The sequence below is a fragment of the Pseudomonas sp. GW822-FHT06B12 genome, assembly GCF_058799675.1.
On sequence record NZ_JBXALR010000006.1, the window covers coordinates 311,081 to 335,726 of the forward strand.

The 24,646-nt window shown below is 59.9% G+C and carries 23 protein-coding genes; 10 read left to right on the forward strand and 13 right to left on the reverse strand.

The window, feature by feature from the left end; all coding sequences use genetic code 11:
* Positions 1-220 precede the first annotated feature (220 nt).
* From nosR to AC1RKH_RS16020, 4 genes are read left to right on the forward strand one after another with little or no spacing between them, the layout of a single operon-like run.
* Positions 221-1,561, forward strand: coding sequence for a response regulator c-di-GMP phosphodiesterase, NosR family (nosR, locus tag AC1RKH_RS16005; RefSeq protein WP_493063005.1), 1,341 nt, complete (start codon positions 221-223; stop codon positions 1,559-1,561).
* A gap of 57 nt (positions 1,562-1,618) precedes the next feature.
* Positions 1,619-2,053: an NUDIX hydrolase gene (locus tag AC1RKH_RS16010; protein WP_493063006.1), complete on the forward strand. Its 435-nt coding sequence runs from the start codon at positions 1,619-1,621 to the stop codon at positions 2,051-2,053.
* 25 nt (positions 2,054-2,078) lie between these two features.
* A complete protein-coding gene (locus tag AC1RKH_RS16015) occupies positions 2,079-2,717 on the forward strand; it encodes a LysE family translocator (RefSeq protein ID WP_493063007.1) in 639 nt (212 codons plus the stop codon).
* A gap of 5 nt (positions 2,718-2,722) precedes the next feature.
* Positions 2,723-3,220, forward strand: a complete 498-nt coding sequence (locus AC1RKH_RS16020; RefSeq protein ID WP_493063008.1) for a GNAT family N-acetyltransferase — start codon at positions 2,723-2,725, stop codon at positions 3,218-3,220.
* A gap of 134 nt (positions 3,221-3,354) precedes the next feature.
* On the opposite strand, the gene metR is transcribed toward AC1RKH_RS16020, so the two are convergent.
* Positions 3,355-4,272 (reverse strand): transcriptional regulator MetR, encoded by a 918-nt coding sequence (gene metR, locus AC1RKH_RS16025; RefSeq protein ID WP_103400858.1) that lies wholly within the window; start codon positions 4,270-4,272, stop codon positions 3,355-3,357.
* Between the two features lie 109 nt (positions 4,273-4,381).
* Here metR and metE point away from each other — a divergent pair, with 109 nt between their 5' ends.
* The 4 genes from metE to AC1RKH_RS16045 all read left to right on the forward strand — a co-directional run bounded on the left by metE (position 4,382) and on the right by AC1RKH_RS16045 (position 9,699).
* The gene (gene metE, locus AC1RKH_RS16030) at positions 4,382-6,694 is read left to right on the forward strand and encodes a 5-methyltetrahydropteroyltriglutamate--homocysteine S-methyltransferase (protein WP_493063009.1); all 2,313 of its coding nucleotides are present in this window, start codon (positions 4,382-4,384) and stop codon (positions 6,692-6,694) included.
* 227 nt (positions 6,695-6,921) lie between these two features.
* Positions 6,922-7,956, forward strand: a complete 1,035-nt coding sequence (locus AC1RKH_RS16035) for an alpha/beta fold hydrolase (protein ID WP_123425160.1) — start codon at positions 6,922-6,924, stop codon at positions 7,954-7,956.
* 142 nt (positions 7,957-8,098) lie between these two features.
* A complete protein-coding gene (locus AC1RKH_RS16040; RefSeq protein WP_493063010.1) occupies positions 8,099-8,794 on the forward strand; it encodes a hypothetical protein in 696 nt (231 codons plus the stop codon).
* On the forward strand, positions 8,791-9,699 hold the full coding sequence (locus AC1RKH_RS16045; protein WP_493063011.1) for a hypothetical protein: 909 nt from the start codon (positions 8,791-8,793) through the stop codon (positions 9,697-9,699). The genes AC1RKH_RS16040 and AC1RKH_RS16045 overlap by 4 nt, the downstream gene beginning before the upstream one ends.
* Positions 9,700-9,736: 37 nt before the next feature.
* Here AC1RKH_RS16045 and AC1RKH_RS16050 read toward each other — a convergent pair whose 3' ends face one another.
* The 6 genes from AC1RKH_RS16050 to AC1RKH_RS16075 are packed head-to-tail and all read right to left on the reverse strand — an operon-like array spanning position 9,737 to position 17,010.
* Positions 9,737-11,134 (reverse strand): sigma-54-dependent transcriptional regulator, encoded by a 1,398-nt coding sequence (locus AC1RKH_RS16050; protein WP_493063012.1) that lies wholly within the window; start codon positions 11,132-11,134, stop codon positions 9,737-9,739.
* Positions 11,124-12,902 carry a sensor histidine kinase gene (locus AC1RKH_RS16055; RefSeq protein ID WP_493063013.1) on the reverse strand — a complete coding sequence of 593 codons (1,779 nt, stop codon included), beginning with the start codon at positions 12,900-12,902 and terminating at the stop codon, positions 11,124-11,126. Before AC1RKH_RS16055 ends, AC1RKH_RS16050 begins: the two co-directional genes overlap by 11 nt.
* The gene (locus tag AC1RKH_RS16060) at positions 12,902-14,026 is read right to left on the reverse strand and encodes a GNAT family N-acetyltransferase (protein ID WP_493063014.1); all 1,125 of its coding nucleotides are present in this window, start codon (positions 14,024-14,026) and stop codon (positions 12,902-12,904) included. The genes AC1RKH_RS16055 and AC1RKH_RS16060 overlap by 1 nt, the downstream gene beginning before the upstream one ends.
* 14 nt (positions 14,027-14,040) lie before the next feature.
* Positions 14,041-14,904, reverse strand: coding sequence for an alpha/beta hydrolase (locus tag AC1RKH_RS16065; protein ID WP_493063015.1), 864 nt, complete (start codon positions 14,902-14,904; stop codon positions 14,041-14,043).
* Entirely contained in the window at positions 14,901-16,295 is a 1,395-nt protein-coding gene (locus AC1RKH_RS16070) for an aspartate aminotransferase family protein (RefSeq protein WP_123425165.1), read from the reverse strand. Before AC1RKH_RS16070 ends, AC1RKH_RS16065 begins: the two co-directional genes overlap by 4 nt.
* A complete protein-coding gene (locus tag AC1RKH_RS16075; protein ID WP_493063016.1) occupies positions 16,288-17,010 on the reverse strand; it encodes an MtnX-like HAD-IB family phosphatase in 723 nt (240 codons plus the stop codon). The genes AC1RKH_RS16070 and AC1RKH_RS16075 overlap by 8 nt, the downstream gene beginning before the upstream one ends.
* A 227-nt stretch (positions 17,011-17,237) precedes the next feature.
* On the opposite strand from AC1RKH_RS16075, the gene AC1RKH_RS16080 reads away from it, so the two are divergent.
* Both AC1RKH_RS16080 and AC1RKH_RS16085 read left to right on the forward strand, forming a co-directional pair.
* Entirely contained in the window at positions 17,238-18,008 is a 771-nt protein-coding gene (locus AC1RKH_RS16080; RefSeq protein WP_493063017.1) for a MipA/OmpV family protein, read from the forward strand.
* A gap of 115 nt (positions 18,009-18,123) precedes the next feature.
* A complete protein-coding gene (locus AC1RKH_RS16085) occupies positions 18,124-18,990 on the forward strand; it encodes a fatty acid desaturase family protein (protein WP_493063018.1) in 867 nt (288 codons plus the stop codon).
* A gap of 109 nt (positions 18,991-19,099) precedes the next feature.
* Here the strand turns inward: AC1RKH_RS16085 and AC1RKH_RS16090 are convergent, their stop codons facing one another.
* The 6 genes from AC1RKH_RS16090 to aauS form a co-directional block, all read right to left on the reverse strand.
* The gene (locus AC1RKH_RS16090; RefSeq protein ID WP_404942530.1) at positions 19,100-19,504 is read right to left on the reverse strand and encodes a DMT family transporter; all 405 of its coding nucleotides are present in this window, start codon (positions 19,502-19,504) and stop codon (positions 19,100-19,102) included.
* Between the two features lie 10 nt (positions 19,505-19,514).
* Positions 19,515-19,889 (reverse strand): DMT family transporter, encoded by a 375-nt coding sequence (locus tag AC1RKH_RS16095; protein WP_123425169.1) that lies wholly within the window; start codon positions 19,887-19,889, stop codon positions 19,515-19,517.
* Entirely contained in the window at positions 19,886-20,806 is a 921-nt protein-coding gene (locus AC1RKH_RS16100; RefSeq protein ID WP_123425170.1) for an arginase family protein, read from the reverse strand. The genes AC1RKH_RS16095 and AC1RKH_RS16100 overlap by 4 nt, the downstream gene beginning before the upstream one ends.
* Before the next feature lie 170 nt (positions 20,807-20,976).
* Positions 20,977-21,306, reverse strand: coding sequence for a GlpM family protein (locus AC1RKH_RS16105; RefSeq protein WP_493064061.1), 330 nt, complete (start codon positions 21,304-21,306; stop codon positions 20,977-20,979).
* A 27-nt stretch (positions 21,307-21,333) separates the two neighbouring features.
* On the reverse strand, positions 21,334-22,662 hold the full coding sequence (gene aauR, locus AC1RKH_RS16110; protein WP_493064058.1) for a two-component response regulator AauR: 1,329 nt from the start codon (positions 22,660-22,662) through the stop codon (positions 21,334-21,336).
* Positions 22,659-24,560, reverse strand: a complete 1,902-nt coding sequence (aauS, locus tag AC1RKH_RS16115) for a two-component sensor histidine kinase AauS (protein ID WP_493064057.1) — start codon at positions 24,558-24,560, stop codon at positions 22,659-22,661. Before aauS ends, aauR begins: the two co-directional genes overlap by 4 nt.
* Positions 24,561-24,646: the final 86 nt, after the last annotated feature.

Sequence of the window (24,646 nt, forward strand, 5' to 3'; positions counted from 1 at the left end):
TGCGGCATCCCTTCCTGATCACGGAGTGTTACAGGTGCAGTTCTTGGATCCAGGTAACCACAGCATAGTCTGCAGCTGTTGAGTTCGCCGCCCGCTGCGTGGCAAATCTATTGCGAGCTGTGCTGAAAAACCGTCTAGCCTGTAGTTCAGGCCCATGGAGTAGGGGAAAATTCCTTGGGCGCTCACAAAACGATTGGGCTGTTTCAGATGAGGTAATGCCATGGATGAGCTGCTTAAACCCCGAGTGCTGCTGGTTGATGACGAGGAATCGATCCTCAATAGCCTGCGCCGGTTGTTGCGCGGCCAACCCTATGAAGTGCTGCTGGCCGCAAGCGGCGCCCAGGCGCTGGAGATCATGGAGAAGCAATCGGTTGATCTGGTGATGACCGATGCACGCATGCCTGGCATGGACGGTGCGACCCTGCTGGCGCATATCCACGAGCGGTATCCCGACACCGTACGCATCCTGCTGACCGGGTATGCCGACCTGTCGATGATCATCAAGGCAATCAATGAGGGGAAGATCCACCGTTACATCAGCAAACCCTGGAGCGACGAGGAAATGCTACTGACGTTGCGTCAGTCCCTGGAGTATCAACACTCCGAGCGCGAGCGGTTGCGACTGGTGCAGTTGGTGTGGGATCGGAACGAGGAGTTGAAGCTACTCAACGCGACCCTGGAAAAACATGTCGTGGCACGCACCGCCGAACTGCAACAGACCGCCGACATGCTCGATCTGGCCTACGAAGAACTCAAGCACAGCTATGTCACCGGTACCGAGGTGTTTTCGCTGTTGGCCAACCTGCGTCTGCCCGCCGCCAAGCAAACCAACCGGCAAATCATCGATCTGGTGCGTATCTACTGCCAGACCCATGGGCTGGACGAGGCCAGCAGCCGAGACCTGACCATGGCCGCGGCGCTTTACAACATCGGCAAGTTGAGCTGGACCGACAGCATGATGACGACCCCTGCGGACCTGTTGCATCACACCGAACGGGAGTTGTATCGCGGTTATCCGAAACAGAGCGAATCGCTGTTGATGACCCTTGATCCGATGAAAGATGCCGCACGCCTGATTCTGCACCACCAGGAACGCTGGGACGGCAGCGGGTTTCCCGACCGCCTCAAGGGGGAGGCGATCCCCTTGGGTTCGCGCCTGTTGAAGCTGGCCGTGGATTTCATCGAATTGCAGCGCGGGCTGATCCTTGAGCGCCAAATGAACAGTGATGAAGCGCTGCTGTTTATCCGCAAATACAGTGGGCGTTTCTACGACCCGGAACTGGTGGAGGATTTCGTTCAGGTCTGCGCCACGTACCTGCGTGATGTCACGCTCGGCGATCCGACGGTCAAGGTAATGACCACTCGCGACCTGGCGGCCGGCATGGTGCTGGCGCGCAACCTCAATGCCGACAACGGGATGCTATTGCTCAATGCAGGCAAGGTGCTCAACGGCCCGCTGGTGGAAAAACTCATCGCCTTCGAAGCGATGGAGGGCGCCAGGTACAGTGTATTTGTCAGTATGCCCAAGGAGCCGGAAACCGCGGTGGTCTTTTCGACGTGACTGGGCACCTGCGCTCATGTGATCCTTGGCTTTTTTGTCCAAGGCTATCGCTGATCCATGACGCTTTCATCTTCTGCTTCACCGCGCATTATCCGCATTGCCGCCGCCCTGTTGATCGGCCCGGACGGCCGAACCCTGCTGGTGCGCAAGCGCGGGACCCAGGCCTTCATGCAGCCGGGTGGCAAGATCGAAGCCTGCGAGAAACCGGTCGATGCGCTGGCCCGCGAACTGGAAGAAGAACTGGGTTTGCTCATCGATACCACTCAAGCGAGCTATCTGGGCAAGTTTTCAGCCCCGGCAGCCAATGAGCCGGGGTTCGTGGTCGAGGCCGAGGTTTTTCAGCTGGATATCCAGCAACATGTCTCTGCGGCGGCGGAAATCGAAGAGCTGCTGTGGATTGATCCGCACAACGTGGTTGATGTGATGCTGGCGCCATTGACACGGGACCTGATCCTGCCGTTTTATCGAACCTCCCTGAAGGCTCCGGCCTGACCCTTTCAACGACAAGGATTGCGTCATGATTCCAACCCACGATCTGTTGATTTTTGCGGCTGCTTCGCTGCTGCTGGTGCTGACACCGGGACCGAACATGATCTACCTGATCTCCCGTTCGATCTGCCAGGGACGCAAGGCAGGCGTGACCTCGTTGCTCGGGGTGGTCGCGGGTTTTTTCGTGCATCTGTTTGCTGCGGCGGCAGGTCTGACCGCAGTGTTCATGGCGGTGCCGATGGCTTACGAGGCGCTCAAGTGGGCCGGTGCCCTGTACTTGCTGTGGATGGCCTGGCAGGCAGTCAAACCGGGCGCGCGCTCGCCCTTTGAAGCTCAGCAACTACCACCGGACTCGTCTCGCAAACTGATGCTCATGGGTTTTTTCACCAGCGCGCTGAACCCGAAAATCGCAGTGTTCTATCTCTCGGTGTTCCCGCAGTTCATCAGCCCGGAACACGGTTCGGTGTTCACCCAAAGTATTGCCCTGGGCCTGACTCAGATCAGTGTGAGTTTTACCGTCAATCTGTTGATCGCACTGTTTGCTGCCGGAATTGCTTCGTGGTTCGTCAACAACCCGACCTGGCTGGCGGCTCAGCGTTATTTCATGGGCTTCGTGCTGGTTGGCCTGGCGGTGCGACTGATGGCTGAACCACGGCGTATGGCCTGAATAACATGGCGATCCAACGACTCGATGCCAGCCATGCGCTCGCTTACCGGGCGCTGATGCTTGAGGCCTATGACCGCCATCCGCAGGCGTTCACCTCCAGTGTCCGCGAGCGCGCGGTGATGCCGTTGAGCTGGTGGGAGTCTCGATTGACCAGCCCGCTGGACCTGCTGCTCGGTGCGTTTGAGAAGGGCGAACTGGTGGGCATTGTCGGCCTGGCCTTCGAGGCACGGGAAAAAGCCCGGCACAAGGCAACGTTGTTTGGCATGTACGTGTCAGGCACGGTCAGACAGCGCGGGCTGGGTTATGAGCTGGTTCAGGCGCTGTTCGAGGAGGCGCGAGGACGGCCGGGGTTGAAGCTGATTCAACTGACCGTCACTGCTGGCAACGCCGCTGCGTTCAAGCTGTATCAGCGCTGTGGTTTCGTGCAATTCGGGCTCGAACCATTGGCGGTGCGGGTTGGCGAAGATTATTTCGACAAGATCCACATGTGGCGCGAGATTTGAAACCAATGCGATTACCTGTGGGAGCGAGCTTGCTCGCGATAGCGGTGTGTCAGTCGCATCAATGCTGGATGTGCCGCCACCATCGCGAGCAAGCTCGCTCCCACGTTTGATCGGTGTTGCTCGATCCATGTGTTTCAGCGCACCGCGCTGACCCCATCCAGGGTCGAGAACGAGGTGTCCTTGGCCGTCAGCAGGAAGTCGCGCATGTACGGCGCGTCGAGCATGTCGGCGCGGATCCCGGCGTACAGCGTGGCAAACAATCCTTTCTCTCCCAGCCGCTTGGCCTTCACGTAACCCCGTGAGCTGTACTCGTGCAGCGCCCAATGCGGCATGCCGCACACACCACGGCCGCTGGCCACCAATTGCATCATCATCACCGTCAGTTCCGAAGTACGAACCTGCGCCGGTTCGATGTCGGCCGGCTCCAGGAAACGGGTGAAGATGTCCAGTCGATCGCGTTCCACCGGGTAGGTGATCAGGGTTTCGCTGAGCAGATCTTCCGGGACGATGTAGGGCTTGCTCGCCAACCGATGCTGATTGGCCACCGCGAGCATCGCTTCGTAGGTGAATAAGGGCACATAGGTGATCCCGGCCAGCTCCAATGGGTCGGACGTTACCACCAGGTCCAGGTCGCCGCGGGCCAGGGCCGGCAGCGGGGCGAAGGAGAAGCCCGACGCCAGGTCCAGTTCGACTTCCGGCCAGGCATCGCGGAACTGGTCGATGGTCGGCATCAGCCACTGAAAGCAGCTGTGGCATTCGATCGCCATGTGCAGCCGTCCGGCGGTGCCACCGGCCAATCGTGCGATGTCACGTTCGGCTCCGCGCAGCAGCGGCAGGGTGGCGTCGGCCAGTTGCAGCAGGCGCAGACCGGCGCTGGTGAAGCGCACCGGTTTGGTTTTGCGCACGAACAGCGGCATGCCCATGCGCTCTTCCAGCTCTTTGAATTGGTGGGACAGGGCGGATTGGGTCAGGTGCAGACGTTCGGCGGCTTCGACCAGACTGTCGGCTTCGCGCAAGGCGTGCAGGGTCTTCAGGTGACGGATTTCGAGCACCGGGGTCTCCATGAGTAAATTTTGTGATCAACACGAAAAGGTTGAGTTTGTCTCATGTTGGGTTGGCTGTCGACAATAGGGCCATCTTTTACTTCGGAGAACATATGCCATGGCCTTGGCCCACACACTCGGTTTTCCACGCATCGGCGCTGACCGCGAACTGAAAAAAGCCCTGGAATCCTATTGGAAGGGCGATCTCGATCAGGCCGGGTTGCAAACCGTCGGCCGCGAGTTGCGGGCCAGGCACTGGCAATTGCAGAAAGACGCCGGCATTGACCTGCTGCCTGTGGGTGACTTCGCCTGGTATGACCAGGTGCTGACGCACTCGCTGACTTTCGGCGTGATCCCCGAGCGCTTCGACAGTGCCAGGGATGCCCGAGGCCTGCCGACCCTCGACACCTTGTTCGCCATGGCGCGTGGCGCCAGCGCGGCGTGCTGCGGTGGTGAGCCGGCGAAGGCGCAATATGCGCAGGAACTGACCAAGTGGTTCGACACCAACTACCACTACCTGGTCCCGGAATTGCGCGCTGACCAGTCGTTCAAATTGAGCTGGGAGCAACTGTTCGACGAAGTCGATGAAGCCCACGCCCTCGGGTACACCGTCAAACCAGTGATCATCGGCCCGCTGACTTACCTGTGGCTGGGTAAAGCAAAAGGCAACGACTTCGACAAACTCGACCTGCTCGAGCGCCTGCTGCCGCTCTACGGCGAGATCCTCAATCGCCTCAAGGCGCAAGGTGTGGAATGGGTGCAGATCGATGAACCGATCCTGACCCTCGACCTGCCGCAAGCCTGGAAAAACGCTTTCGAGCGCGCCTACCACATCCTTCAATATTCACCGTTGAAGAAACTCGTGGCCACCTACTTCAGTGGTCTGGAAGACAACCTCGGGCTGGCCGTGAGCCTGCCGGTGGACGGCTTGCACATCGACGCGGTACGAGCGCCGGAGCAACTGGGCCAGGTACTCGATCGTCTGCCAACCTATAAAGTGTTGTCGGTGGGCCTGGTCAACGGTCGCAACGTCTGGCGTTGCGAGCTGGAACAGGCGCTGGCACAGCTGAAACCGGCGCAAGAGCGCTACGGCGACAACCTGTGGGTCAGCAGTTCGTGCTCGCTGCTGCACAGCCCGGTGGACCTGGATCGCGAAGATCAACTCGACGCCGAGCTGAAGAGCTGGCTGGCGTTCGCCGTGCAGAAGTGCGGTGAAATCGCCGTGCTGCGTGACGCGCTGAACGATCCTCAGTCGCTGAAGGTTAAAGCCGCATTGGCACACAGCCGCGCCGTGCAGGCCAGCCGTGTGCAATCGCCACGCATCCATAAAGCCGAGGTGCAGGCGCGCATCCTGGCCATTCGCGACACCGACAGCCAGCGTCACTCAGCGTTTGCCCGGCGTATCGAGTTGCAACGTGCGCGCCTGAAACTGCCGGCCTTCCCGACCACTACCATCGGCTCATTCCCGCAGACCGCATCGATCCGTCTGGCGCGCCAGTCGTTCAAGCAGGGCAAGCTTTCGGTCAGCGATTACACCGACGCGATGCACAGCGAAATCCGCCACGCGGTGCAAATTCAGGAGCGCCTGGGTCTCGATGTGCTGGTGCACGGTGAAGCCGAGCGCAACGACATGGTCGAATACTTTGCCGAGCAACTCGACGGCTATCTGTTCACCCATTTCGGCTGGGTTCAGAGCTACGGTTCACGCTGTGTGAAACCGGCGATCATCTACGGCGACCTGAGCCGTCCGAAGGCCATGACCGTCGACTGGATCACTTACGCCCAGGGCCTGACCGACAAGGTCATGAAGGGCATGTTGACCGGTCCGGTGACGATGTTGATGTGGTCGTTCCCGCGTGAAGATGTCTCGCGCAAAGTTCAGGCGCAACAGTTGGCGCTGGCCCTGCGTGACGAGGTGGTCGACCTGGAGCGGGCCGGAATCAAAATCGTCCAGATCGACGAAGCGGCGTTCCGCGAAGGCTTGCCGTTGCGCCGGGCGCAATGGCAGGAGTATCTGGACTGGGCGGTGGAGGCGTTCCGCTTGAGCGCGTCTGGTGTGCGCGATGAAACCCAGATCCACACCCACATGTGCTACAGCGAGTTCAATGACGTGATCCAGTCCATCGCTGCCATGGACGCGGACGTGATCACTATCGAAACCTCGCGTTCGGACATGGAATTGCTGGAAGCCTTCAAGGCCTTCGATTACCCGAACGACATCGGCCCGGGCGTCTACGACATCCACTCGCCACGGGTGCCGGACACGGCCGAGATGGTCAAGTTGATGAGTAAAGCCGTACAGCGGATCCCGGCCGAACGGCTGTGGGTCAACCCGGACTGCGGCCTGAAAACCCGCGCCTGGCCGGAGACGGAGGCGGCGCTGGTTAACATGGTGGCGGCGGCTCCGCAGTTGCGTAGTCAATTGGCGTAGGACGCCATCGCGAGCAAGCTCGCTCCCACAGTTGATCGATGTCGTACACAAAGTCTGTATCCGACATAAATCCTGTGGGAGCGAGCTTGCTCGCGATGAACGATAACTCGGTCTTGAATACGACCGTTCGGCACCCTTCATCAAACTGTCACGTAACTGTGGCAGCGCGCTTTAACAAAGTTCATCAGACTCGCGCTCTACTGGGGTTCTGCGTTTCGGTGTTTTTCATGCGGGTACGATTTTTTTCAACGGCGGTTCTTCTGGCCGCACTGCTGTTCGGCCTACCGTCTTTTGCGGCGTCGCGCTGCGATGTCAATGTTCCGACCGAACGTGTCGATCTGGCGCAGGTGAGCCTGGCGTACCAGAGCATCGGTCGTGCGTCCGATCCTGCGCTGCTGCTGGTGATGGGCCTGGGTGGCCAGTTGATTCACTGGCCGGATGAGGTGGTGGTTGCGCTGTGCGAGCAAGGCTTTCGGGTGATTCGCTACGACAATCGCGATGTCGGGCTGTCGACCTGGCGTCAGGCTCCGGCCAATGCCAACCTGACCTTTGAGGTGCTGCGCTACAAACTCGGTTTACCCGTAGCGGCGCCGTACACCCTGACCGACATGGCGGACGACGCGCTGGGCCTGATGGATGCGCTGCACGTGGAGCAATTCCATGTACTGGGCGCGAGCATGGGCGGGATGATCGCCCAGCACATGGCGGCGATGGCGCCGCAGCGGGTCGAGAGCCTGACGCTGATCATGACCAGTTCCGGTGCTGAAGGGCTGCCGGCACCGAATGCGGCGCTGGTGCAATTGCTCTCGCGGCGCAGCGCGCCTAACCGTGAGGTGGCGCTGGAGCAACAGGCTGATCTGCTGGCAGCGCTGGGCAGTCCGCAGGTGAGCGATGATCGTCAGGTTCTGTTGCATCTGGCGGCGGTGGCGTACGACCGGGCGTTCAATCCCGACGGCGTGAAACGTCAGATCATGGCGATCCTCGCCGAACCGAGCCGGGTGGCGCTGCTCAACCAGCTGCGGGTGCCGACTCTGGTGGTGCATGGCACCGCCGATCCGTTGTTGCCGGTGATGCATGGCATTCACCTGGCGGCGCATATCCAGGGCAGTCAGTTGAAGCTGATTCCAGGGCTGGCCCATCGTTTTCAGGAAGCGTTCAAGGCGCCGTTACTGGCGGCGGTGTTGCCGTACCTGCAATCCCATCGTGAAGACACCTCGCACTGGGCGCAGATCGATCCGGTGCGGGCACCGAACCTGCTTTGAGCAGAAGATGTATCGTTCGAACTTTCCGGCGCGTTCGGTCCTCGGAAAGTGTTTTCGCCAAATAAGTATCAATGTGCCACTATTGTTTTCGCCGTTGCCGCCGACATAGGCAGCGTCGTTCTAAAACATAGGGATTTGATCCATGGCATTTCACGTTCTACGTACCTGGGCAGCGCTGACGTTGCTCGCCTGTCTGACCCTCACCGGTTGTGCCCACGTACAACCTCCAGTACCACTGGACAGCCAATTCTGGGATGCCAAAGAGCCGACTATCGGCGTGGCGATCACCGTGGTGCCGGAGCCGGTGCTGGCGTTGACCGGCAATCAGGGGCTTCTCGATTACGCCATCAACAAGGGCGTTAACAGCAAGCTCAGTGACAACGTCGAAAAATGGCAAGTGCGCGACCTCAACACCTTGCCGGATGTGATCGTCGCCAAGTTGCAGGCCAAGGGCTACAAAGCCAAGCGGATCAACGAGCCGGTTGACCTGAAGATTTACAAGGAAACCAAATTCCGCGAAGGCTACATGACCCGGGACATGACGCCGGTCAAGGCCACCTACGGCGTCGATCGACTGCTGCTGGTGAATGTCTACGCCACCGGCGCCACCCGCAGCTACTACAGCGTCGTGCCAACCAGCGTACCGATGGCGCAGGTGGGCGGGCAGGGCATGGTGATCGATCTGGCGGACAACAAGCTGCTGTGGTTCAAACCCTTTGTCGCTGTGCAAGCGGCCCAGGGCGAGTGGGATGAGCCGACCTACGCCAACCTGTCCAACGCCTTCTATCAGGCCATGGACAACAGCCGCCAACAAATGATTACCCCGTTCGCGCAATGAAATATCCGATCGTGGCGGCCGGTGCGCTGGCCCTGCTGATGCTGGTTGGTTGTGCGCAGAAACCGGCCCCCGAGGCCGGTTTCAAGGATCAGGGTGCGTTTCCCTACGTCCAGGTCCACGGGCTCAAGGTCGATGTGCAACTGCCGCCTGAGTTTGTCGGTGCCAGCACCGTGATTGACTCCAAGGCCGCCCTGAAGGCCGCGTCCTCAAGCCAGAATTTGCTGCGCAACTCTGGCAACAGCGCGGGGCTTGCCGGTTTGTTGGTCGCCAGCCTGATCAACACCCAGATGGGCAGCGGCAGCTTGCAGCGCGACGCGGAAAAAACCGCACTCAACGATTCGCGACCGATGGCTGACTTGCTCGCCGGCGTCCCGTTGCAAGAGCGTCTGCAACAGCGCTATCAGCAGGCGTCCCAAGTGGCCGGGCTCAAGCAGGGAGAGGGGCAGGTCACCGCTCGTTTGTTGATCGAACCCAAACTGATGCTCGGCCCTGATCGCAGCAGTTTTGTGCTGATCAATCAGGTGCAGGTCCAGGACATCGCGGGTTCGGCGTTGTATCGCATGCGAATCGAAGTGGTCAGCCAACCGATCCGGCGCTACGGCAGCCAGTGCATTGATGACGGTAATCTTGAGCTGGCAAAGGTCACGGCAGTGCTCGACGAATGCATCGACGAGTCGATGCGTGTTCTGGCCACCGACCTGATGCAGCCGACACCGCCCGCGGCGGCCCAGGAAACCTTGCGTTATGTGCTCGATGGCCAGCGAGTGGTCGAGCGCGGTTATCAGTTGGCTAACAACGGTGGCTATTGGCGTTATCGCAATCTCTACGGTGCGGTGAAGTCGGTGCCGGTGCCGTTTGAAGATGCGTTGACACACGTACAGTTGCAGAAGGTTTACGGGCAGTAACCCGATAGATCTCCCACGCTACGCGTGGGAATGCTCCTCAGCGAACGATTTTGTCCACATGAATCCCCAGTTTCTTCAGCCGATACCAGAAGCTGCGCTCCGAGATACCGATCAGTTGCGCGGCAGCGGCTTGCACGCCGTTGCTTTGTTGCAGGGCCGCCAGGATGTAGTTTTTTTCGACTTCGGCCAATGCGGCGTCTAGGTCGGACGGCACACCGGTACTTTCGTTGAGGACCGCGCTGGCGCCGTCGCCGGAGCGCCTTGAGGCGAACAGATAGGCCGGAAGATCGTCTTCCTCGATCACCGCACCGGAGGCAACGATGGTGGCGCGTTCAACGCAGTTTTGCAGTTCGCGGATGTTTCCCGGCCACGAATAACTGGCCATGGCCTGCAAGGCTTCCGGGCTGAAACCGTTGATGCGTTTGCCGGCGGTGGCGCCCATGGTGTGTGCGAAGTGCCGGGCCAATGGGGCGATGTCTTCGACCCGTTCACGCAAGGCAGGCAGGGGGATCGGGAACACGTTGAGGCGATAGTAAAGGTCTTCGCGAAACTCTTTGTTGGCCACCGCTTCCAGCAGGTCTTTGTTGGTGGCAGCGATCACTCGCACGTCGACCTTGCGTTCACGCGGATCACCAACCGGTTCGATCACGCGCTCTTGCAAGGCACGCAGAATCTTCGCCTGCAACGCCAGCGGCATGTCGCCAACCTCATCGAGAAACAGCGTGCCCTTGTCGGCCTGCATGAAGCGCCCGACCCGATCGGCCACGGCGCCGGTGAAGGCGCCTTTGCGATGGCCGAACATTTCACTTTCCAGCAAGCCTTCGGGAATCGCTGCACAGTTCACTGCGATGAAGGGTTTGTCGGCGCGGTTGCCATGTTTGTGGATGGCCCGCGCGACCATTTCCTTGCCGGTACCGCTTTCGCCCGTGAGCAGGATGGTCGCGTTGCTTTCGCGCACCGAATCCACCGCTTGCAGCACTCGACGGAAGGTCGGACTGTCGCCCACCAGGCTGTCGATTTGCGCGTGCTCCTCAAGCTCGGCGCGCATGCGCTGATTGTCTTTGAGAATCTCGCGAAACTGCAGGGCCTTGCTGACGGTAATGTCCAGCTCATCGATGTCGAACGGCTTGGCAATGTAGTCGAAGGCGCCGTTGCGCATCGACTGCACGGCGTTTTTCACCGTGCTGTAGGCCGTCATGACGATCACCGGCAATTGCGGAAAGCGCACCTTGATTTCGGCCAGTAGCTGCGGCCCGTCCATGCCGGGCATGCGCCAGTCGCTGATCACCAGGTCAATGTCTTCCTGTTCCAGCACCTTGAGCGCGTGCAAGCCATTGCTGGCGGTGAACACCTGGATATCGTTCTGGCTCAGGGCGGACGCCAACAAGTCGCAGAGCTTGGGCTCGTCATCGACTACCAGAATGTTATGCGTCATCACTGTCCTCGTCGTCGCTGTCGTCTTCACCGTTGGCCGGAATGTACAGGCTGAATGTGGCGCCGGCATCTTTTTCGCTGACGCATTCAATTCGCCCGTTATGGTTTTCCATGATCGAGAAGACTTTTGCCAGCCCAAGACCCGTACCTGAAGCCTTGGTGGTGACGAACGGCGTGAAGATACGCTCGATCATGTCCGGCTCGATGCCCTGACCGGTGTCGGAAACACTGATGACGGTGTACTCCTTGTCGCTGGAAATGCCCAGGGTCAGGCGACCGCCATCGGGCATTGCGTCAATGGCGTTGATCACCAGGTTCAGGCAGGCCTGTTTGAGTTGCCGGGCATCGGCGTGCATGGTCGCGGCTGGCGCATTGTCTTCGATCCGGGCGTCGATGTTGTGAGTCGCCAGTTCCGGGGCACAGAATCCGATCAGCTCATCGACCAGCGGTCGCACCAGTTGGGTAGAACGCATGGGCGCGCTGGGCTTGGCAAAGTCGAGGAATTCGGTGATCAGGTCGTTGATCCGGCTGACCTCGCTGACCACGTATTCCAGATGCCGCTTGTCGGTTTCGGGCAGGTCGGCGCGACGGTGCAACAACTGGGTCGCGGTTTTGATGATGCCCAGCGGGTTGCGGATTTCATGGGCCAGGCCCATGGCCACTTCACCCAGCGCGTGGAGGCGATCCCGGCGGCGCAGTTGCGATTCCAGGTGCTGCAATTCGCCCAGGCGCTCGGTCATGTGGTTGAAGGTGCTGCTCAGTTCGGCCAGTTCATCGCTGCCGGTGACCGGTATCCGCTGACGATAATCACCGTCGATGACCCCTCGCACGCCTTTGGAGAGATTGCGCAAGGGTTGGGTCAGGCGTTGCGAAACGAGCCAGCCAACACACAGAGACAGGGCCGAACCCAGCAGGAAAATGGCCAGGAACAGGTTGGTCTGGTTGACCAGCCCCACCAGGCTGCTGTGGCGCAGCAAGCCGCTGAAGATAACCCCTTGCAGCTCACCGTTGTTGTTGAGAATCGGCCGATAGAGCCCGCTGAAGCGGTTGGTAAATTGCTCGATGGGCTGTTTGGTCTGCTTCAGTGCTTCTTCGATGTTGTCAGGCAGGTGAGCCGGACGATCCTCGAAGCGTTGGCTGGAGAAAATCTCGGAGAAGGTATCGCCCTGAGCCAGGTACAGGCGCAGGTCCAGGGAGTGGACGTCAGCGACGCTGGTCAGGAAGCTGCTGTCCAGATAGGTCGCTATCAGCATCTGGTAGTCGACGCCATCGAGCGTGGTGCGGAAGGTCGAGACCACCGTGCCAGTCGGAGTGCCTGCCACCCGAATGGTCTGTAGCACCGCGTTGGGGGCGGTGCTGATTTGTTCGACGACGTTTTCGTCAGCCGTGCTGAACACAACTTTGTTATCGCTGAGGCGAATCAGTGCCACCAGGTCGATGCCCATGGCATCCGCAATTTCGGTGGTCATCTTGTCGCGCCGGGCGGCCGAGCGGTCAGACGGTGGCCGGGTAAAGCGCAGGAACAAGCGTGCGATCCGTGTGTTGTCGCGTACGATCTCGCCGATTTCGTCCTCGACGATCTTGGTTGACTCCTGCAACCAGATCCGCACGTTACTATCGAAAATCTCCGACAGCGTGGTGGCCGCGAGTTCGGCGGCAATCATGGTCGGGATCACGCTGACCAGCCAGAACGCCAATACCAGCTTGCGTTGGACACTCCAGCGGGAGATGGCGAAGGGCAGGGCTTTACGGCGTCGGTCTTGTTTCATCAGGTTTCGCTTATCGCAGCAGCCATGGCAGGGTCGGACTTATCCGGTCGGACAAACAGTTTCACGAGTTTGAGCAAAGCGTTAAGCAGCGCGTTACGGTGGTGAAAAAACAACGTATTGCCTTCGAACTTGCAGCCGAGCCGCAGCTTACTGGCATAACCAGCCTGGCCACACTCATACAGCGGGATTTTGTGTTGAATACAGTAGTCGACATTGGCCAGCCAGCTTCTGAAGTACAGGTTGTACTCGCGGGTCTGTTCCAGGTCGTGGGCAAAAAACTTGTCCACCAGTCGATGTTCATCCAGTAACACCAGGTTGAACGCTACCAGTTGTTCGCCCACCCAATACAGCACGCACGCGGCGCGTTGGTCGAGGTGTTCGAGGATGTTGGTGAAGTACTCTGCCGACAGTCGTTCGAACTCCAGTTCGCTGCGTGCCTGGGTGGCTTCATACAAGCGCATCATTTCTGGCAACACATCGTCGACCGAACGTCGCCATTCGATCCGCGGACCCTGGGCCCGAAGTTTGCGGCGTAAATCCTTGCGGGTGGATTTGCCCAGCGTGCCGAGGTAGGCATCAAGAGACCCGAAAGCGATCGGCAATATCGCACTCGGTAAACCGGGCATGGTTTGCAGCCCGGCCTTGCGGCAGACGTCAATCCATTGTTGATCGTGGCTGGGTGCATCCTTGACCGCCAACAGGCCGATACCCGCCTGGTTGGCATCGTTACGGGCCAACGTCAGTAACTGACGCAACAGCGCCGGACGCTGGTCTTCGGTGATGTGGCTGGCGGTGCCTGCGTGGCATTGCTCGGTCACTGGCGATCCCAAGGCGTACAAGCGAATATCCAGCACACCCGGCAGCCATTGGCGCAAGCGCTGCGTGATGCGTTTGCCGATGCCCTGCACCGTGGTGTCGAGCGAGTATTGGGTGGTAAACGCCGCCGCCGCGGCAATCAGCGTACTGCCTTCATAGAGTGCAAGGTAACGCCACTGGAAGTCGGTGACCCCAGCCTGTTCAACGGCCCGATAGTAATCCCAGTTCTCCAGTTCCCCGGGGAAACAGTCATTCCAGGCGCAACGTTCGATCGCCTCGATGGTTGAAAAGGCTTGGGCGGTAATCACGTCTTGTCCTTGAGCTACGCCAGTTGTCGATACTCTTCACGCTCGCTTGGCTTCATGGAGAGTTGTTGGACGAAGTCCGCGCTCAACTCCACGACGCGTCGGTATTCCAGGTCGACGGTGATCATGTGATAGCAGTTGTCCAGCATGACCTTGGTGACCGGGCCGCCAAGATGGCGTTCGACGTAATCGGCGTTCCAGCGGCTGGTGATGTCGTCCTCGATGGAGTGCAGTACCAGGGCGGGTGTCTTGATCGACGGCATGCGCTTCTTGACCACCGCATTCATCCGGTGCAATTCGCGCACGGTCACGCCTTCCATGGTCAACAGACCGGCATTGCTGCTTTCGCCTTCCTTCATCTGACGTTCGACGATCGCCCGCAGACGCTCGTTCTTGATGCCATAGGGCGGCGATTCTTCGAAGCTGCAGATGTTCACGCCGAATGGGATCTTCATCAACAAGGGGGTCAGGAACGCCAGTTTGTGGATGTTCCAGCCGTCGTAGCGCAGGGTGGTTGAATACATCAGCAGGCCGGCGACCTGTCCTGGATGCTCGGACGCGACATACATGGACATGACCGCACCCATGGACAGACCGCCGACGAACACCTGTTCGTGCCGCTGGCGGATGCCCACGAATGTCTTGCGTACACCTTCGTACCAGTCCTGCCAGCCGGTGGCTTGCAGGTCGGCGTTGTCACCGCAGTGCCCGGCCAGGGTTGGCACGTACACCGTGCAACCCGATTTGGCCAGGCCGATGGCAACCCGACGCAACTCCGTCGGGGTGCCGGTCAGGCCGTGGATCAACAACACCGCGACCTCGCCACTGCCGAGAACGAAACCGGTACTACCTTCGCCGAGATCGATCTCTGTTTCGTTCATCGTTTCATGGCCCGATCAAGCAGGCGGTCGAGCAGGGCGATGCCCAGGTCGATTTCCGCGTAGCTGATTTCCAGCGACGGGGCCAGGGTGATGACGTTCTTGTAGTAGCCGCCCACATCGAGAATCAGGCCCAGACGCTTGCCGTCGATTTCGATGTCGCCCTTCATGCCTTCATCAACCATGAAGTCCAGGGTGGCCTTGTCCGGAGTGAAGCCGTCCGGACCGCAGATTTCGCAGCGCAGAGCCAGGCCCAGGCCGTCGACGTCGCCGATGATCGGGTAGCGTTTCTGCAGGTCCTGCAAACCGTCCAGGAAGTATTTGCCCTTGGCCATGACCATCGAGCCGTAGTCGACTTCGTGGGTCATCTTGAACATTTCCAGACCGACCGCAGTACCCAGCGGGTTGGAAGCGAAGGTGGAGTGAGTCGAACCTGGCGGGAACACCTTAGGGTTGATCAGCTCTTCGCGGGCCCAGATACCGCCCAGTGGGTTGAGGCCGTTGGTCAGCGCCTTACCGAAGACGATCACGTCCGGTTTGACGTCGAAGTGTTCGATCGACCACAGCTTGCCGGTACGCCAGAAACCCATCTGGATTTCGTCGACGACCATCAGGATGCCGTGCTGATCCAGCACTTGCTTGAGTTCGCTGTAGAAGTTCATCGGCGGGATCACGTAGCCGCCGGTGCCCTGGATTGGCTCGACGTAGAAGGCTGCGTATTCGCTCTGGCCGACTTTAGGGTCCCAGACGCCGTTGTATTCGGTTTCGAACAGACGGGCGAACTGCTGCACGCAATGGCTGCCGTATTCTTCCTTGGTCATGCCTTTCGGGCCACGGAAGTGGTACGGGAACGGGATGAAGTTGGCACGCTCACCGAAGTGACCGTAGCGGCGACGGTAGCGGTAGCTCGAGGTGATCGACGAGGCGCCGAGGGTACGGCCGTGGTAGCCGCCTTCGAAGGCGAACATCAGGCTCTTGCCGTTGGTGGCGTTACGGACCACTTTCAACGAGTCTTCGATGGACTGCGAACCGCCGACGTTGAAGTGCACGCGACCGTCGAGGCCGAACTTGTTCTTGGCGTCGACCGCGATCATTTCCGACAGCTCGATCTTGCCTTTGTGCAGGTACTGGCTGGCGATTTGCGGCAGGGTGTCGATCTGTTGTTTCAGAGCGTTGTTCAGACGCGGGTTGGCGTAACCGAAGTTGACCGCCGAGTACCACATTTGCAGGTCGAGGTAAGCCTGATCTTCGGTGTCCCAGACGTAGGAGCCTTCGCAACGGCTGAAAATACGCGGCGGATCGATGTAGTGAACGGTGTCGCCGTAGGAGCAGTACTTGGCTTCTTTGTCCAGAAGGATCTGGTCTTCTGCGGTAGCAATTCGGATATCAGACATGGTGGAAGAGTTCCTGATTTTGTAGCGAGAGTTCAGAAGAGGTTTCAAGCGCGAAGGCATTGGCGTTGGCGGCGTTGCCGGCAGGCAGTTTGGCCAGCAAGGCCGGAAGTTCGGCGAAGCTGTCGAAACGGGCGTAGGCAATGCCATTGCGTTCGCAATGTTCGGCCAGGCGGTCCTTGGCGAATACGAAGTCGGCGGTGGACGCCACGCACATGTCGGACTGGCCGTCGCCGATTACCAGCACGCGTTTACTGCTGGGCGTGGACTTGCATTTGCAGTTGCCGGAGGCCGCACGGCAGGCGTCGCTCGAATACGGAAAGTCGATGCGCCAGCTGTTGTGGTCGACCTGACGCAGGCGGTTGGCGAGGATCGGCAGGAGGCTGACGTAGTTGCGTGCCAGAATCCGCGCAATACCTTGCTCGATGCCGTCACTGACCACTTCGATGGAGGCGCCCAGACCGACCACGTGGTCGACAAAGTCCGGGAAGTCGGCATCGATTTCGACACTGTCGAAGAACCCGAGCAGTTCGTTGGGTGTTGCCTTGACCAGCGATAGCTGGCGACTGAGGCATTCACGCGAACCGATAGCACCGCTCAACCACTCGTCCTCGATCGCTTCCCAGCTCGGGTCGGCGAAACGTTGGAGGATGCTGTCGATCACGTCGGTGCGGGTGATGGTCCCGTCGAAATCACACACGATATGCCAGTCAATCATCTGCATTACCTATAGGGCAGGGGCGCGCTGTTGCGCTTGCAACGGGGTAGAGCAGGGATTGTGCCAAGTTGTTTCAGATCCTATAGGCTGGGGCTCTGAGGTATGCTGTGCGGGATATGTGTCCGCGAAGCTACAATTTTTGTAGGTCGCTACAAACAACATGAGTGCTTGCGCAGGAAAATCGGCCCGGGAGTTGATGCGCGCCTGCACTGCTAAGGAATTGCTCTATGTTCAGGATTACCTCTGCTGTATTCGCTGCCTTGCTGGGCCTTGGCGGGTTTTGCGCCACCGCGCAGGCGGCCGGAATTACCGGTGAGGCGGGTCTCGGCATGAGCAATCAGCCCTATGACCCCACGGGTAGTCGTTATGAAACCGTGCCGGTGCCTTACTTCGATCTGGATTGGGGCGATGTCAGCCTCAGCACCGACGACGGTTTGACCTGGAGCGCCTTGAAAGCCAATGGTTTCAGTGCCGGGCCGTTTATCAACTACATTCCGGGACGCAACTCCAATGGCACGCTGCGGGGCCTGCACAATGTGTCGGCCATGGGCGAGGCCGGTGGCTTCGTTCAGTACAGCCCGGCTGATTTCTGGCGAATTTTCGCTTTCGTCGGCCATACCGTGGGCGCTAATCGCGGCCAGGGTGGTGTGCTCGGTCGTGTGGGCGGGGAAGTGGGTTATCTGCTGGGGCTGGGGATCATTGGCAGTAGCGAACTGGCCGCGAATTTTGCCGATGGCCGGCAGACTCAGACGTTCTTTGGCGTTTCCAACAAAGACGCCCGGGATTCGGAGTTCCGTCCGTACAAGGCCAGTGGCGGCTTGCAGAATGTGGCGTTGACCCAGAGCTTCGAGTTCCCGCTGGCAGCAAAGTGGTCGCTGGTGACCAGTGCCAGCTGGAAGCACCTGACCAACTCGGCGGCGGACAGCACCATCGTCAAGCAAGAAGGCCGCGTGAACCAGGGCGAAGTACAGGCGGCGATCAGCTACAAATTCAATTGACCTGAGCGCAGATCCCCGTAGCAGCTGGCGTAGCCTGCGTTCGGCAGCTGCTACAGGTAAGTTTGGTCTGCTGTTTGCAATAGCCGTGGAGAACTCAATTTTTCAGGAGTGCTTCATGGCTCGTCCCGCGTATCGTTTCCTCGCCTATTCGCTGTGGGATTTGGTCCCGATTGCGCTCGGGGTGGCTCATCTGGCGTTTGTTTTGTGGTTGGTGCTGGCCTTCCATGACCTGTCGTGGTGGGCCATCGTGCCGCTGGCACTGGTCTACGCCGTCAGCCTGTCGTGGAGCATCAACAGCATTTCCCACAACCAGATCCACAACCCGTACTTCACCATTGCCTGGATGAACCGGGCGTTCGACTTGTTGCTGTCGGTGACTATCGGGTTCTCGCAAACGCTGTACCGCGACATCCACAACCGCCATCACCGTGGCAACTCCGATCTGCCGGATGCCAATGGCAAGACCGTCGATCCGCTGTCGATCTACCTGCGCGGCAAGGACGGACAACCCGAAAACCCTTGGTCATACACTTTTCTCAGCTTTTTCCGCGATGATCCCAAGCCGTTCTACGAAGAAATGCAGCGCAAGCGGCCCAGCGATGCGCGCTGGGTCAAGGTCGAGATTTATGTGACGGTGGCGGCATATGTGGCGCTGGCGTTCTACGACTGGCATGCGGTGCTGCTGTTGTTGCCGTTCTGGTATTTCGGTCAGGCGTTGTCTTCGCTCAACGGATATTACGAGCATTTTGGCGGCAATCCGGACTTGCCGATTGCCTGGGGCGTGAGCAGCTACAGCGTGCTCTACAACCTGATCTGGATGAACAACGGCTATCACGCCGAGCATCATTACCGGCCGAAAATGCACTGGACCCAGGTCAAGGCATTCCACCGCGAAATTGCCGAACAGCAACGAGCGGCGGGGGTGAAGGTGATTGCGCTGTCACACGGACTGGGCTTTCTGACGGCCCACCATAATCGCTGACCCTGTGGGAGCGTGGCTTGCCCGCGAAGAACGATAACGCGTAATGCCTGAAAAACCGCGGTGTTCGCTTCGCGGGCAAGCCACGCTCCCACATGGAATAGCGTTGTATTCAGGTCTCTTCGCCTTCAGCCAGCAATGCAATCCCGCCCATGATCACTGCCACGCCCAACCAGTGCAGCAGGCTGATCTGTTCGCCGAGGCCGAGCCACGAGCCGAGCAGTACGCCGACAAATACCAGCGAACTCAGCGGAAACGCCAGCGACAGGCTGCTGCGTCGCAATATCAACATCCAGACGAAGAACGCCCCGATGTAGCAGGCGATGGCCGTCAGCACCCCAGGATTACCGGCGACAGCTGCCAGCCATTGGAGGTTGAAGTCCATCTGCCCCAGTTGATCACCACCAACTTTGGTGGCGATCTGACCGCTACTTTCAAAACCGATCAGCAGCATCCACAGCACAACGGTGCCCAGACGCCCGTGCAACCAACCCATAGTGCTGTTCCTTTCCATCATCGATTGAGCTTCAGGCATGGGCGACACACACGAGCATCACGCCCGCCGTAATCACCACGGTGCCGAGCCAGCGCCGGCGGCTGACGGTTTCACCCAGCACCACTTTGCCCGCCAGTACGACTCCGCAGTAAGCCAGTGCCGCCGCCGGAAACAACAGGCTCAGCGGCGCGCGGGACAAGGCTTCGAGCCAGACAAAGAACTCGATTGCGTAGGCGCCGATCCCACACCAGAGCAACGGAGCATTGAACACCTGGCCCCAGAACGCATTCAGCCGGAAGCCGCCTTCGAGCTCGGGTAAACGGTCCAGGCCCAGCTTGAAACAGAGCTGCCCGATGACGTCGAGGAGAATCGAAAACGCCACCAGTAACACCACGGTCAAATTCACGGGAATAACTCCTCGAACAGGCTGATCAGTGCCTGGTTGGTTGCCGCATTTCGCAGCAGATCGTCTTCGCTCCAGCGCTCGGGAGGCGGCTGGTCGGACTTGGCTTCCCAGCGCTTGAACGCATTGCTGAAGGCCGGTTGGGCGAACTCGCCGCAGACATCGATCCCCAGGATTCGCTTGCTCGCGGCCAATGCACGCAGGGCTTGCAGCAAGTGCGTCAAGCGCATGCCGCCCTGATCCCAGTTGGTCGCGGCATCTTCACTGGCGAGCACGTCCTTGTCGATGGTGATCCACACGGCTTCGGTCGGCAGGCTTTCGATCAATTGCTGGAGAAACACTGGCCAGTCGAGGTCCGCCAGGTTGCGCCAGTGCAGCATGTTTTCCCGCTGTTGATGCCCGGCACCATCGCCGATCAGGCCCCAGACCTGGGACGGCGGGTGCTGCCAGGGGAAGAGTTGCAAGTCACCACGCTTCAGCGCGCCGAGGTTGCCGCCGCGCAGTTGCGGGTTATGCAGGTCGTCGCTGCACGGTCCGAGGGTGACGATGCGTTTGATGTTCGGCATCTTTAGCGCCCGATTGACCCACGAACCGCAATGCCGACGCGGCGCGAAGCGCACCCAGTCGGGATGGTTATCGAAATGGATCAGGCTGACCGGCTCGGTAATCTCGGCGAGAAAGGCCGGGGTCAGGTGGTGGTAGTCGCCAGAACCCATAAAGAATATTTCCGGCTGCGGGCCCGTATGGGGGGGGCGTTGGCGCAGGCGTTCGGAAAAGCGTCGGTAGTTTTTCTCACTGGACCACAAACGCAGTTTGGGTCCCAGATCGAGCAGGTCCAGACGATTCGCACGACCGCTTTCCAGCAGCCGGACAATCGGCGCCTGGGCTGTCAGGCTGTGGTCGAGATCCAAGATATTCAAAACGTATTCTTACCCATGGCAGCGCCCCTCCAAAGCCGGCGCGGTCGATCACGAGCGCAGGCCGGGCGGGCTTTAGGGGGTAAATGCAAGGGACGGGCCAGCCATCAGAAAGATCGCGTACACCCGTAGGAGCTGCCGCAGGCTGCGATCTTTTGGAGAACGGCACGTTATCAGGCGTGAACCCGCACCCAAACAGAAACCAACACCGTAGCCGCCATCAACCAAGCCACCGCAGCCACCGCCAGCGAGGCCTCCAACCGCAGCCGATCCACCATCACATACAACGTCGCCAGGTAAACGAAGTACGGAATGATCGACCACATGCCAAACACGATGGTGGTCTTCAGGTCGTCCAGCGAGCGGCCCTTGCCGACGATGTAATGAGCGATCAGTGCAAAGGTCGGAAACAGCGGTACCAGGCCTGCGATGTAATAGTTTCTGGTTTTGGCGAGGAAGGCGAGGATCACCACCACCGCGGCGCCCAGTGCAGCTTTCAACAGTAGATCCACGGAACGTCTCGCAGTGAGTTAGTGACTCAAACCGTATTTTTTGACTTTGTCGAACAGCGTGGTCTTGGCCATGCCCAGTTCCAGGCTGGCCTGGGTCAGGTTGCCGCCGCTGCGCTGCAAGGCGTCATTGAGCAGATTGCGCTCGAAGGCTTCCACCGCTTCGGAGAACGCCAGGCCTTGGGCGGCGCCACCGGTGCCGGATTTCTTGAAGGCCGGCAAACCGAGAGCAAAACGTTCGGCGACGTTGCGCAGTTCGCGCACATTGCCGGGCCAGTCGTGGCTCATCAGGGTCGACAGGGTCTGGTTGTCCAGTTCAGGCACTGCACGGTCAAACCGTAGCGACGACTGCTGCAAGAAGTGTTCGAATAATTGCAGAATGTCTTCGCGGCGTTCACGTAGCGGCGGCAGTTCCAGGGTCACCACGTTCAAGCGGTAATACAGGTCGCTGCGAAACTGGCCGACTTTGCTCAAGTCGTCGAGGTCGGACTTGGTCGCCGCGATCACCCGGCAGTCGACCGCAACGCTCTGGTTCGAGCCGAGCCGCTCCAGCGTGCGCTCCTGCAATACCCGCAGCAATTTGATTTGCAGCGCCAGCGGCATGCTTTCCACTTCATCGAGGAACAACGTGCCGCCGTTGGCGTGTTCGATCTTGCCGATCCGTCGTTTTCCGGCACCGGTAAAGGCATTCGCTTCGTGACCGAAGATTTCGCTTTCGAACAGGTTCTCCGGCAAGCCACCGCAGTTCAGCGCGACGAATTGCTGCGAGTGACGGCGACTGAAGTCATGCAGGCAACGCGCGACCAACTCCTTGCCGGTGCCGGTCTCACCTTCGATCAGCACGTTGGCCGAGGTGTCGGCGACGTTGGCGATCAGCTCGCGCAGGTGCTGCATGGCGGGCGAGCGGCCGATGATCCGCCCCTCAAGGGAGTCGCGTTCGGCCAGCTGCCGGCGCAAGGAGGTCACTTCGCGAGCCAGGCTGCGTTGCTCCAGGGCGCGGCGCGCGACGTCTACCAGGCGTTCGGGGGAGAACGGTTTCTCCATGAAGTCGTAGGCGCCGTTTTGCATCGCGCCGACCGCCATCGAGATGTCGCCATGGCCGGTGATCAGCACCACCGGCAGGCTGCGATCGCGCGCCTTGAGGCGGCTCAGCAGTTCCAGGCCATCGATGCCCGGCAGGCGAATGTCGCTGATGACGATCCCGGCGAAGTTGTCGCCGACTCGCGCCAGGGCTTCTTCAGCGCTAACGACACCTTCACAGGGAATATCTTCCAGGGCCAGGGCCTGTTGGCAACCGAGCAGGACATGGGGATCGTCTTCGACGATCAGCACACTAAGGTCGTTGTTCATATTGGCTCGGCGGGAAGGGGGCTTACCAACGGTAAACTGAGGACGAAAGCAGTACCACCGCTGGCCGGGTGCTCGACGCCGAGGTGACCGCCAGTGGCGGCGGCCAGGCTTGCCGACAGGGTCAGACCGAGGCCCAGGCCCTGTTCGCCGGGTTTGGTGGTAAAGAAAGGTTCGAACAAGTGCTTGCGGGTTTCGGCGTCGATGCCGTGGCCGTTGTCGCGTACGCGCAGGCGATATTTGCCGTCGACGACGTCACCCTCCAGCCACAGCTCGGGCTGCGGCTGCGCTTGCATGGCGTCCAGCGCGTTGCCGATAAGATTGACCAGAATCTGTTCCAGACGGGTCTGGTCGATCTGCACTTGCACATCGCTGAACTCGCGGTGCAACAGCAAGTGAGCGCTTTCAAGGCGAGCGCCGAGCAGTTGCAAGGCGGCGTCTACCGCTTTGCCGAGGCTGGCCTGGCCCTGATCGTCACCGCGCCGGGCAAAGGAGCGCAGACTGGCGGTGATCCGGCCCATGCGGTCGATCAGTTCATTGATGGTTTTCAGGTTGGCACTGGCGATGTCCAGCTGACCGCGCTCAAGAAAGCGCACGGTGTTGCCGGACAAGGTGCGCAAGGCGGCCAGCGGCTGGTTCAATTCGTGGGCAATGCTGGTGGACATCTGGCCGATAGCCGCGAGTTTGCCGGCCTGGACCAGTTCATCCTGGGCTCGGCGCAAGGTTTCTTCAGCCTGGCGGCGTTCGCGGATCTGGCTTTTCAGGCGTTCGTTGCTGGCACGCAGGTCGGTGGTGCGCTCGGTGATCTTGCGCTCCAGTTGGCTGTTGGCTTCTTGCAGTGCTTCACGGGCAGCGAGGCGGGTGGCGATGACTTTGCGCCGTTCGTTCCAGGCGATCAGCAGGAACGCCACCAGCGCGAAGGCCACCGCGACCAGAATGCCCTGATTGATCGCTTCACGGCGCAAATCCTGGAGCGGTGTGAGCAGGGTGAAATTCCACGGTGTATCGCTCAAGGGGCGGGTCTGCGACAGGTAGCTGATTTCCTGTTCATCGGAGACCAGCTCGGCGTTGGCCGGGAAGGTGATTTTTTCCACGCCTTCGGACAGTCGCTCACGGGCCAACGGTTCCAGCTCGTTGAGCGGGAACCAGTAATATTGCAGGCTGCGGGCCAGGCGTTCTTTGGTGTCATTGCTGAGCGGGCGAACCGATTTGAGCCGGCGCGCCGGGTCGCTGGAAAGAATAATGATGCCATTCTCGTCACTGACGAAGGCTTCCAGACGTGCACGCTGCCAGCGCTCTTCCATGGCTTCGAGGCGGACTTTGACCACCGCGACGCCGATGATCTTGCCTTGTTCTTCGAGGCCGTGGGCCAGGTAGTAACCGGGTTCGCCGTTGGTGCTGCCGATGCCGTAGAAACGCCCCGGCTGGCCGCGCACGGCATTCTGGAAATAGGCACGAAAGGACAGGTCTTCACCGAGGTAGCTGTCGACATCGCGCCAATTGCTGGTCGCCAGCACCCGACCGGTGGTGTCCATCACGTAGATCGCCCGACTGCGGCTGCGCCGGTTCAGGCCCTCGAGGTAATCATTGACCGCTTGCCGGTGTTCAGGTGACGGGTCGGTCAGCAGTTCGGAAACACTCGATTCGAGTTCCAGCAGGCTGGGCAGGTAGGTGTATTTGCTGATCTCGCTTTCGACCGCGCGGGCGTGCAGTTCCAGCTGCCGTTGACCGTTCTCGCTGAGGCTGCGAATCCCGTAGTGTTCGCTGACCCAGAAGCCGACGTAACCCAGCCCGACCATCAGCAAGATGACCAGCGGAGGTAGAAACAGATGGCGAATCAGACGGGGTTTCACGGCAAGTGATGGCTTTGCAGCGCGATAGAGAGTGGGGTCGCATTTCATCACAGATGCCTTGGGTCAACCACAACACAAATCTCCAGGCCACCATCGGCCCTTGTGGGAGCGAGCTTGCTCGCGATAGCGGACTA

What these genes read in the sequence shown, in the direction of transcription:
- AC1RKH_RS16015 (WP_493063007.1), top strand. Translation starts at nt 2,079, where the DNA reads ATGATTCCAACCCACGATCTGTTGATTTTTGCGGCTGCTTCGCTGCTG.
- AC1RKH_RS16010 (WP_493063006.1), top strand. Translation starts at nt 1,619, where the DNA reads ATGACGCTTTCATCTTCTGCTTCACCGCGCATTATCCGCATTGCCGCC.
- AC1RKH_RS16070 (WP_123425165.1), bottom strand. Translation starts at nt 16,295, where the DNA reads ATGTCTGATATCCGAATTGCTACCGCAGAAGACCAGATCCTTCTGGAC.
- AC1RKH_RS16075 (WP_493063016.1), bottom strand. Translation starts at nt 17,010, where the DNA reads ATGATTGACTGGCATATCGTGTGTGATTTCGACGGGACCATCACCCGC.
- AC1RKH_RS16090 (WP_404942530.1), bottom strand. Translation starts at nt 19,504, where the DNA reads ATGATGGAAAGGAACAGCACTATGGGTTGGTTGCACGGGCGTCTGGGC.
- metE (WP_493063009.1), top strand. Translation starts at nt 4,382, where the DNA reads ATGGCCTTGGCCCACACACTCGGTTTTCCACGCATCGGCGCTGACCGC.
- aauS (WP_493064057.1), bottom strand. Translation starts at nt 24,560, where the DNA reads ATGAAATGCGACCCCACTCTCTATCGCGCTGCAAAGCCATCACTTGCC.
- nosR (WP_493063005.1), top strand. Translation starts at nt 221, where the DNA reads ATGGATGAGCTGCTTAAACCCCGAGTGCTGCTGGTTGATGACGAGGAA.
- AC1RKH_RS16085 (WP_493063018.1), top strand. Translation starts at nt 18,124, where the DNA reads ATGGCTCGTCCCGCGTATCGTTTCCTCGCCTATTCGCTGTGGGATTTG.
- AC1RKH_RS16035 (WP_123425160.1), top strand. Translation starts at nt 6,922, where the DNA reads ATGCGGGTACGATTTTTTTCAACGGCGGTTCTTCTGGCCGCACTGCTG.
- AC1RKH_RS16080 (WP_493063017.1), top strand. Translation starts at nt 17,238, where the DNA reads ATGTTCAGGATTACCTCTGCTGTATTCGCTGCCTTGCTGGGCCTTGGC.
- AC1RKH_RS16065 (WP_493063015.1), bottom strand. Translation starts at nt 14,904, where the DNA reads ATGAACGAAACAGAGATCGATCTCGGCGAAGGTAGTACCGGTTTCGTT.
- AC1RKH_RS16055 (WP_493063013.1), bottom strand. Translation starts at nt 12,902, where the DNA reads ATGAAACAAGACCGACGCCGTAAAGCCCTGCCCTTCGCCATCTCCCGC.
- AC1RKH_RS16040 (WP_493063010.1), top strand. Translation starts at nt 8,099, where the DNA reads ATGGCATTTCACGTTCTACGTACCTGGGCAGCGCTGACGTTGCTCGCC.
- AC1RKH_RS16045 (WP_493063011.1), top strand. Translation starts at nt 8,791, where the DNA reads ATGAAATATCCGATCGTGGCGGCCGGTGCGCTGGCCCTGCTGATGCTG.
- AC1RKH_RS16050 (WP_493063012.1), bottom strand. Translation starts at nt 11,134, where the DNA reads ATGACGCATAACATTCTGGTAGTCGATGACGAGCCCAAGCTCTGCGAC.
- AC1RKH_RS16020 (WP_493063008.1), top strand. Translation starts at nt 2,723, where the DNA reads ATGGCGATCCAACGACTCGATGCCAGCCATGCGCTCGCTTACCGGGCG.
- aauR (WP_493064058.1), bottom strand. Translation starts at nt 22,662, where the DNA reads ATGAACAACGACCTTAGTGTGCTGATCGTCGAAGACGATCCCCATGTC.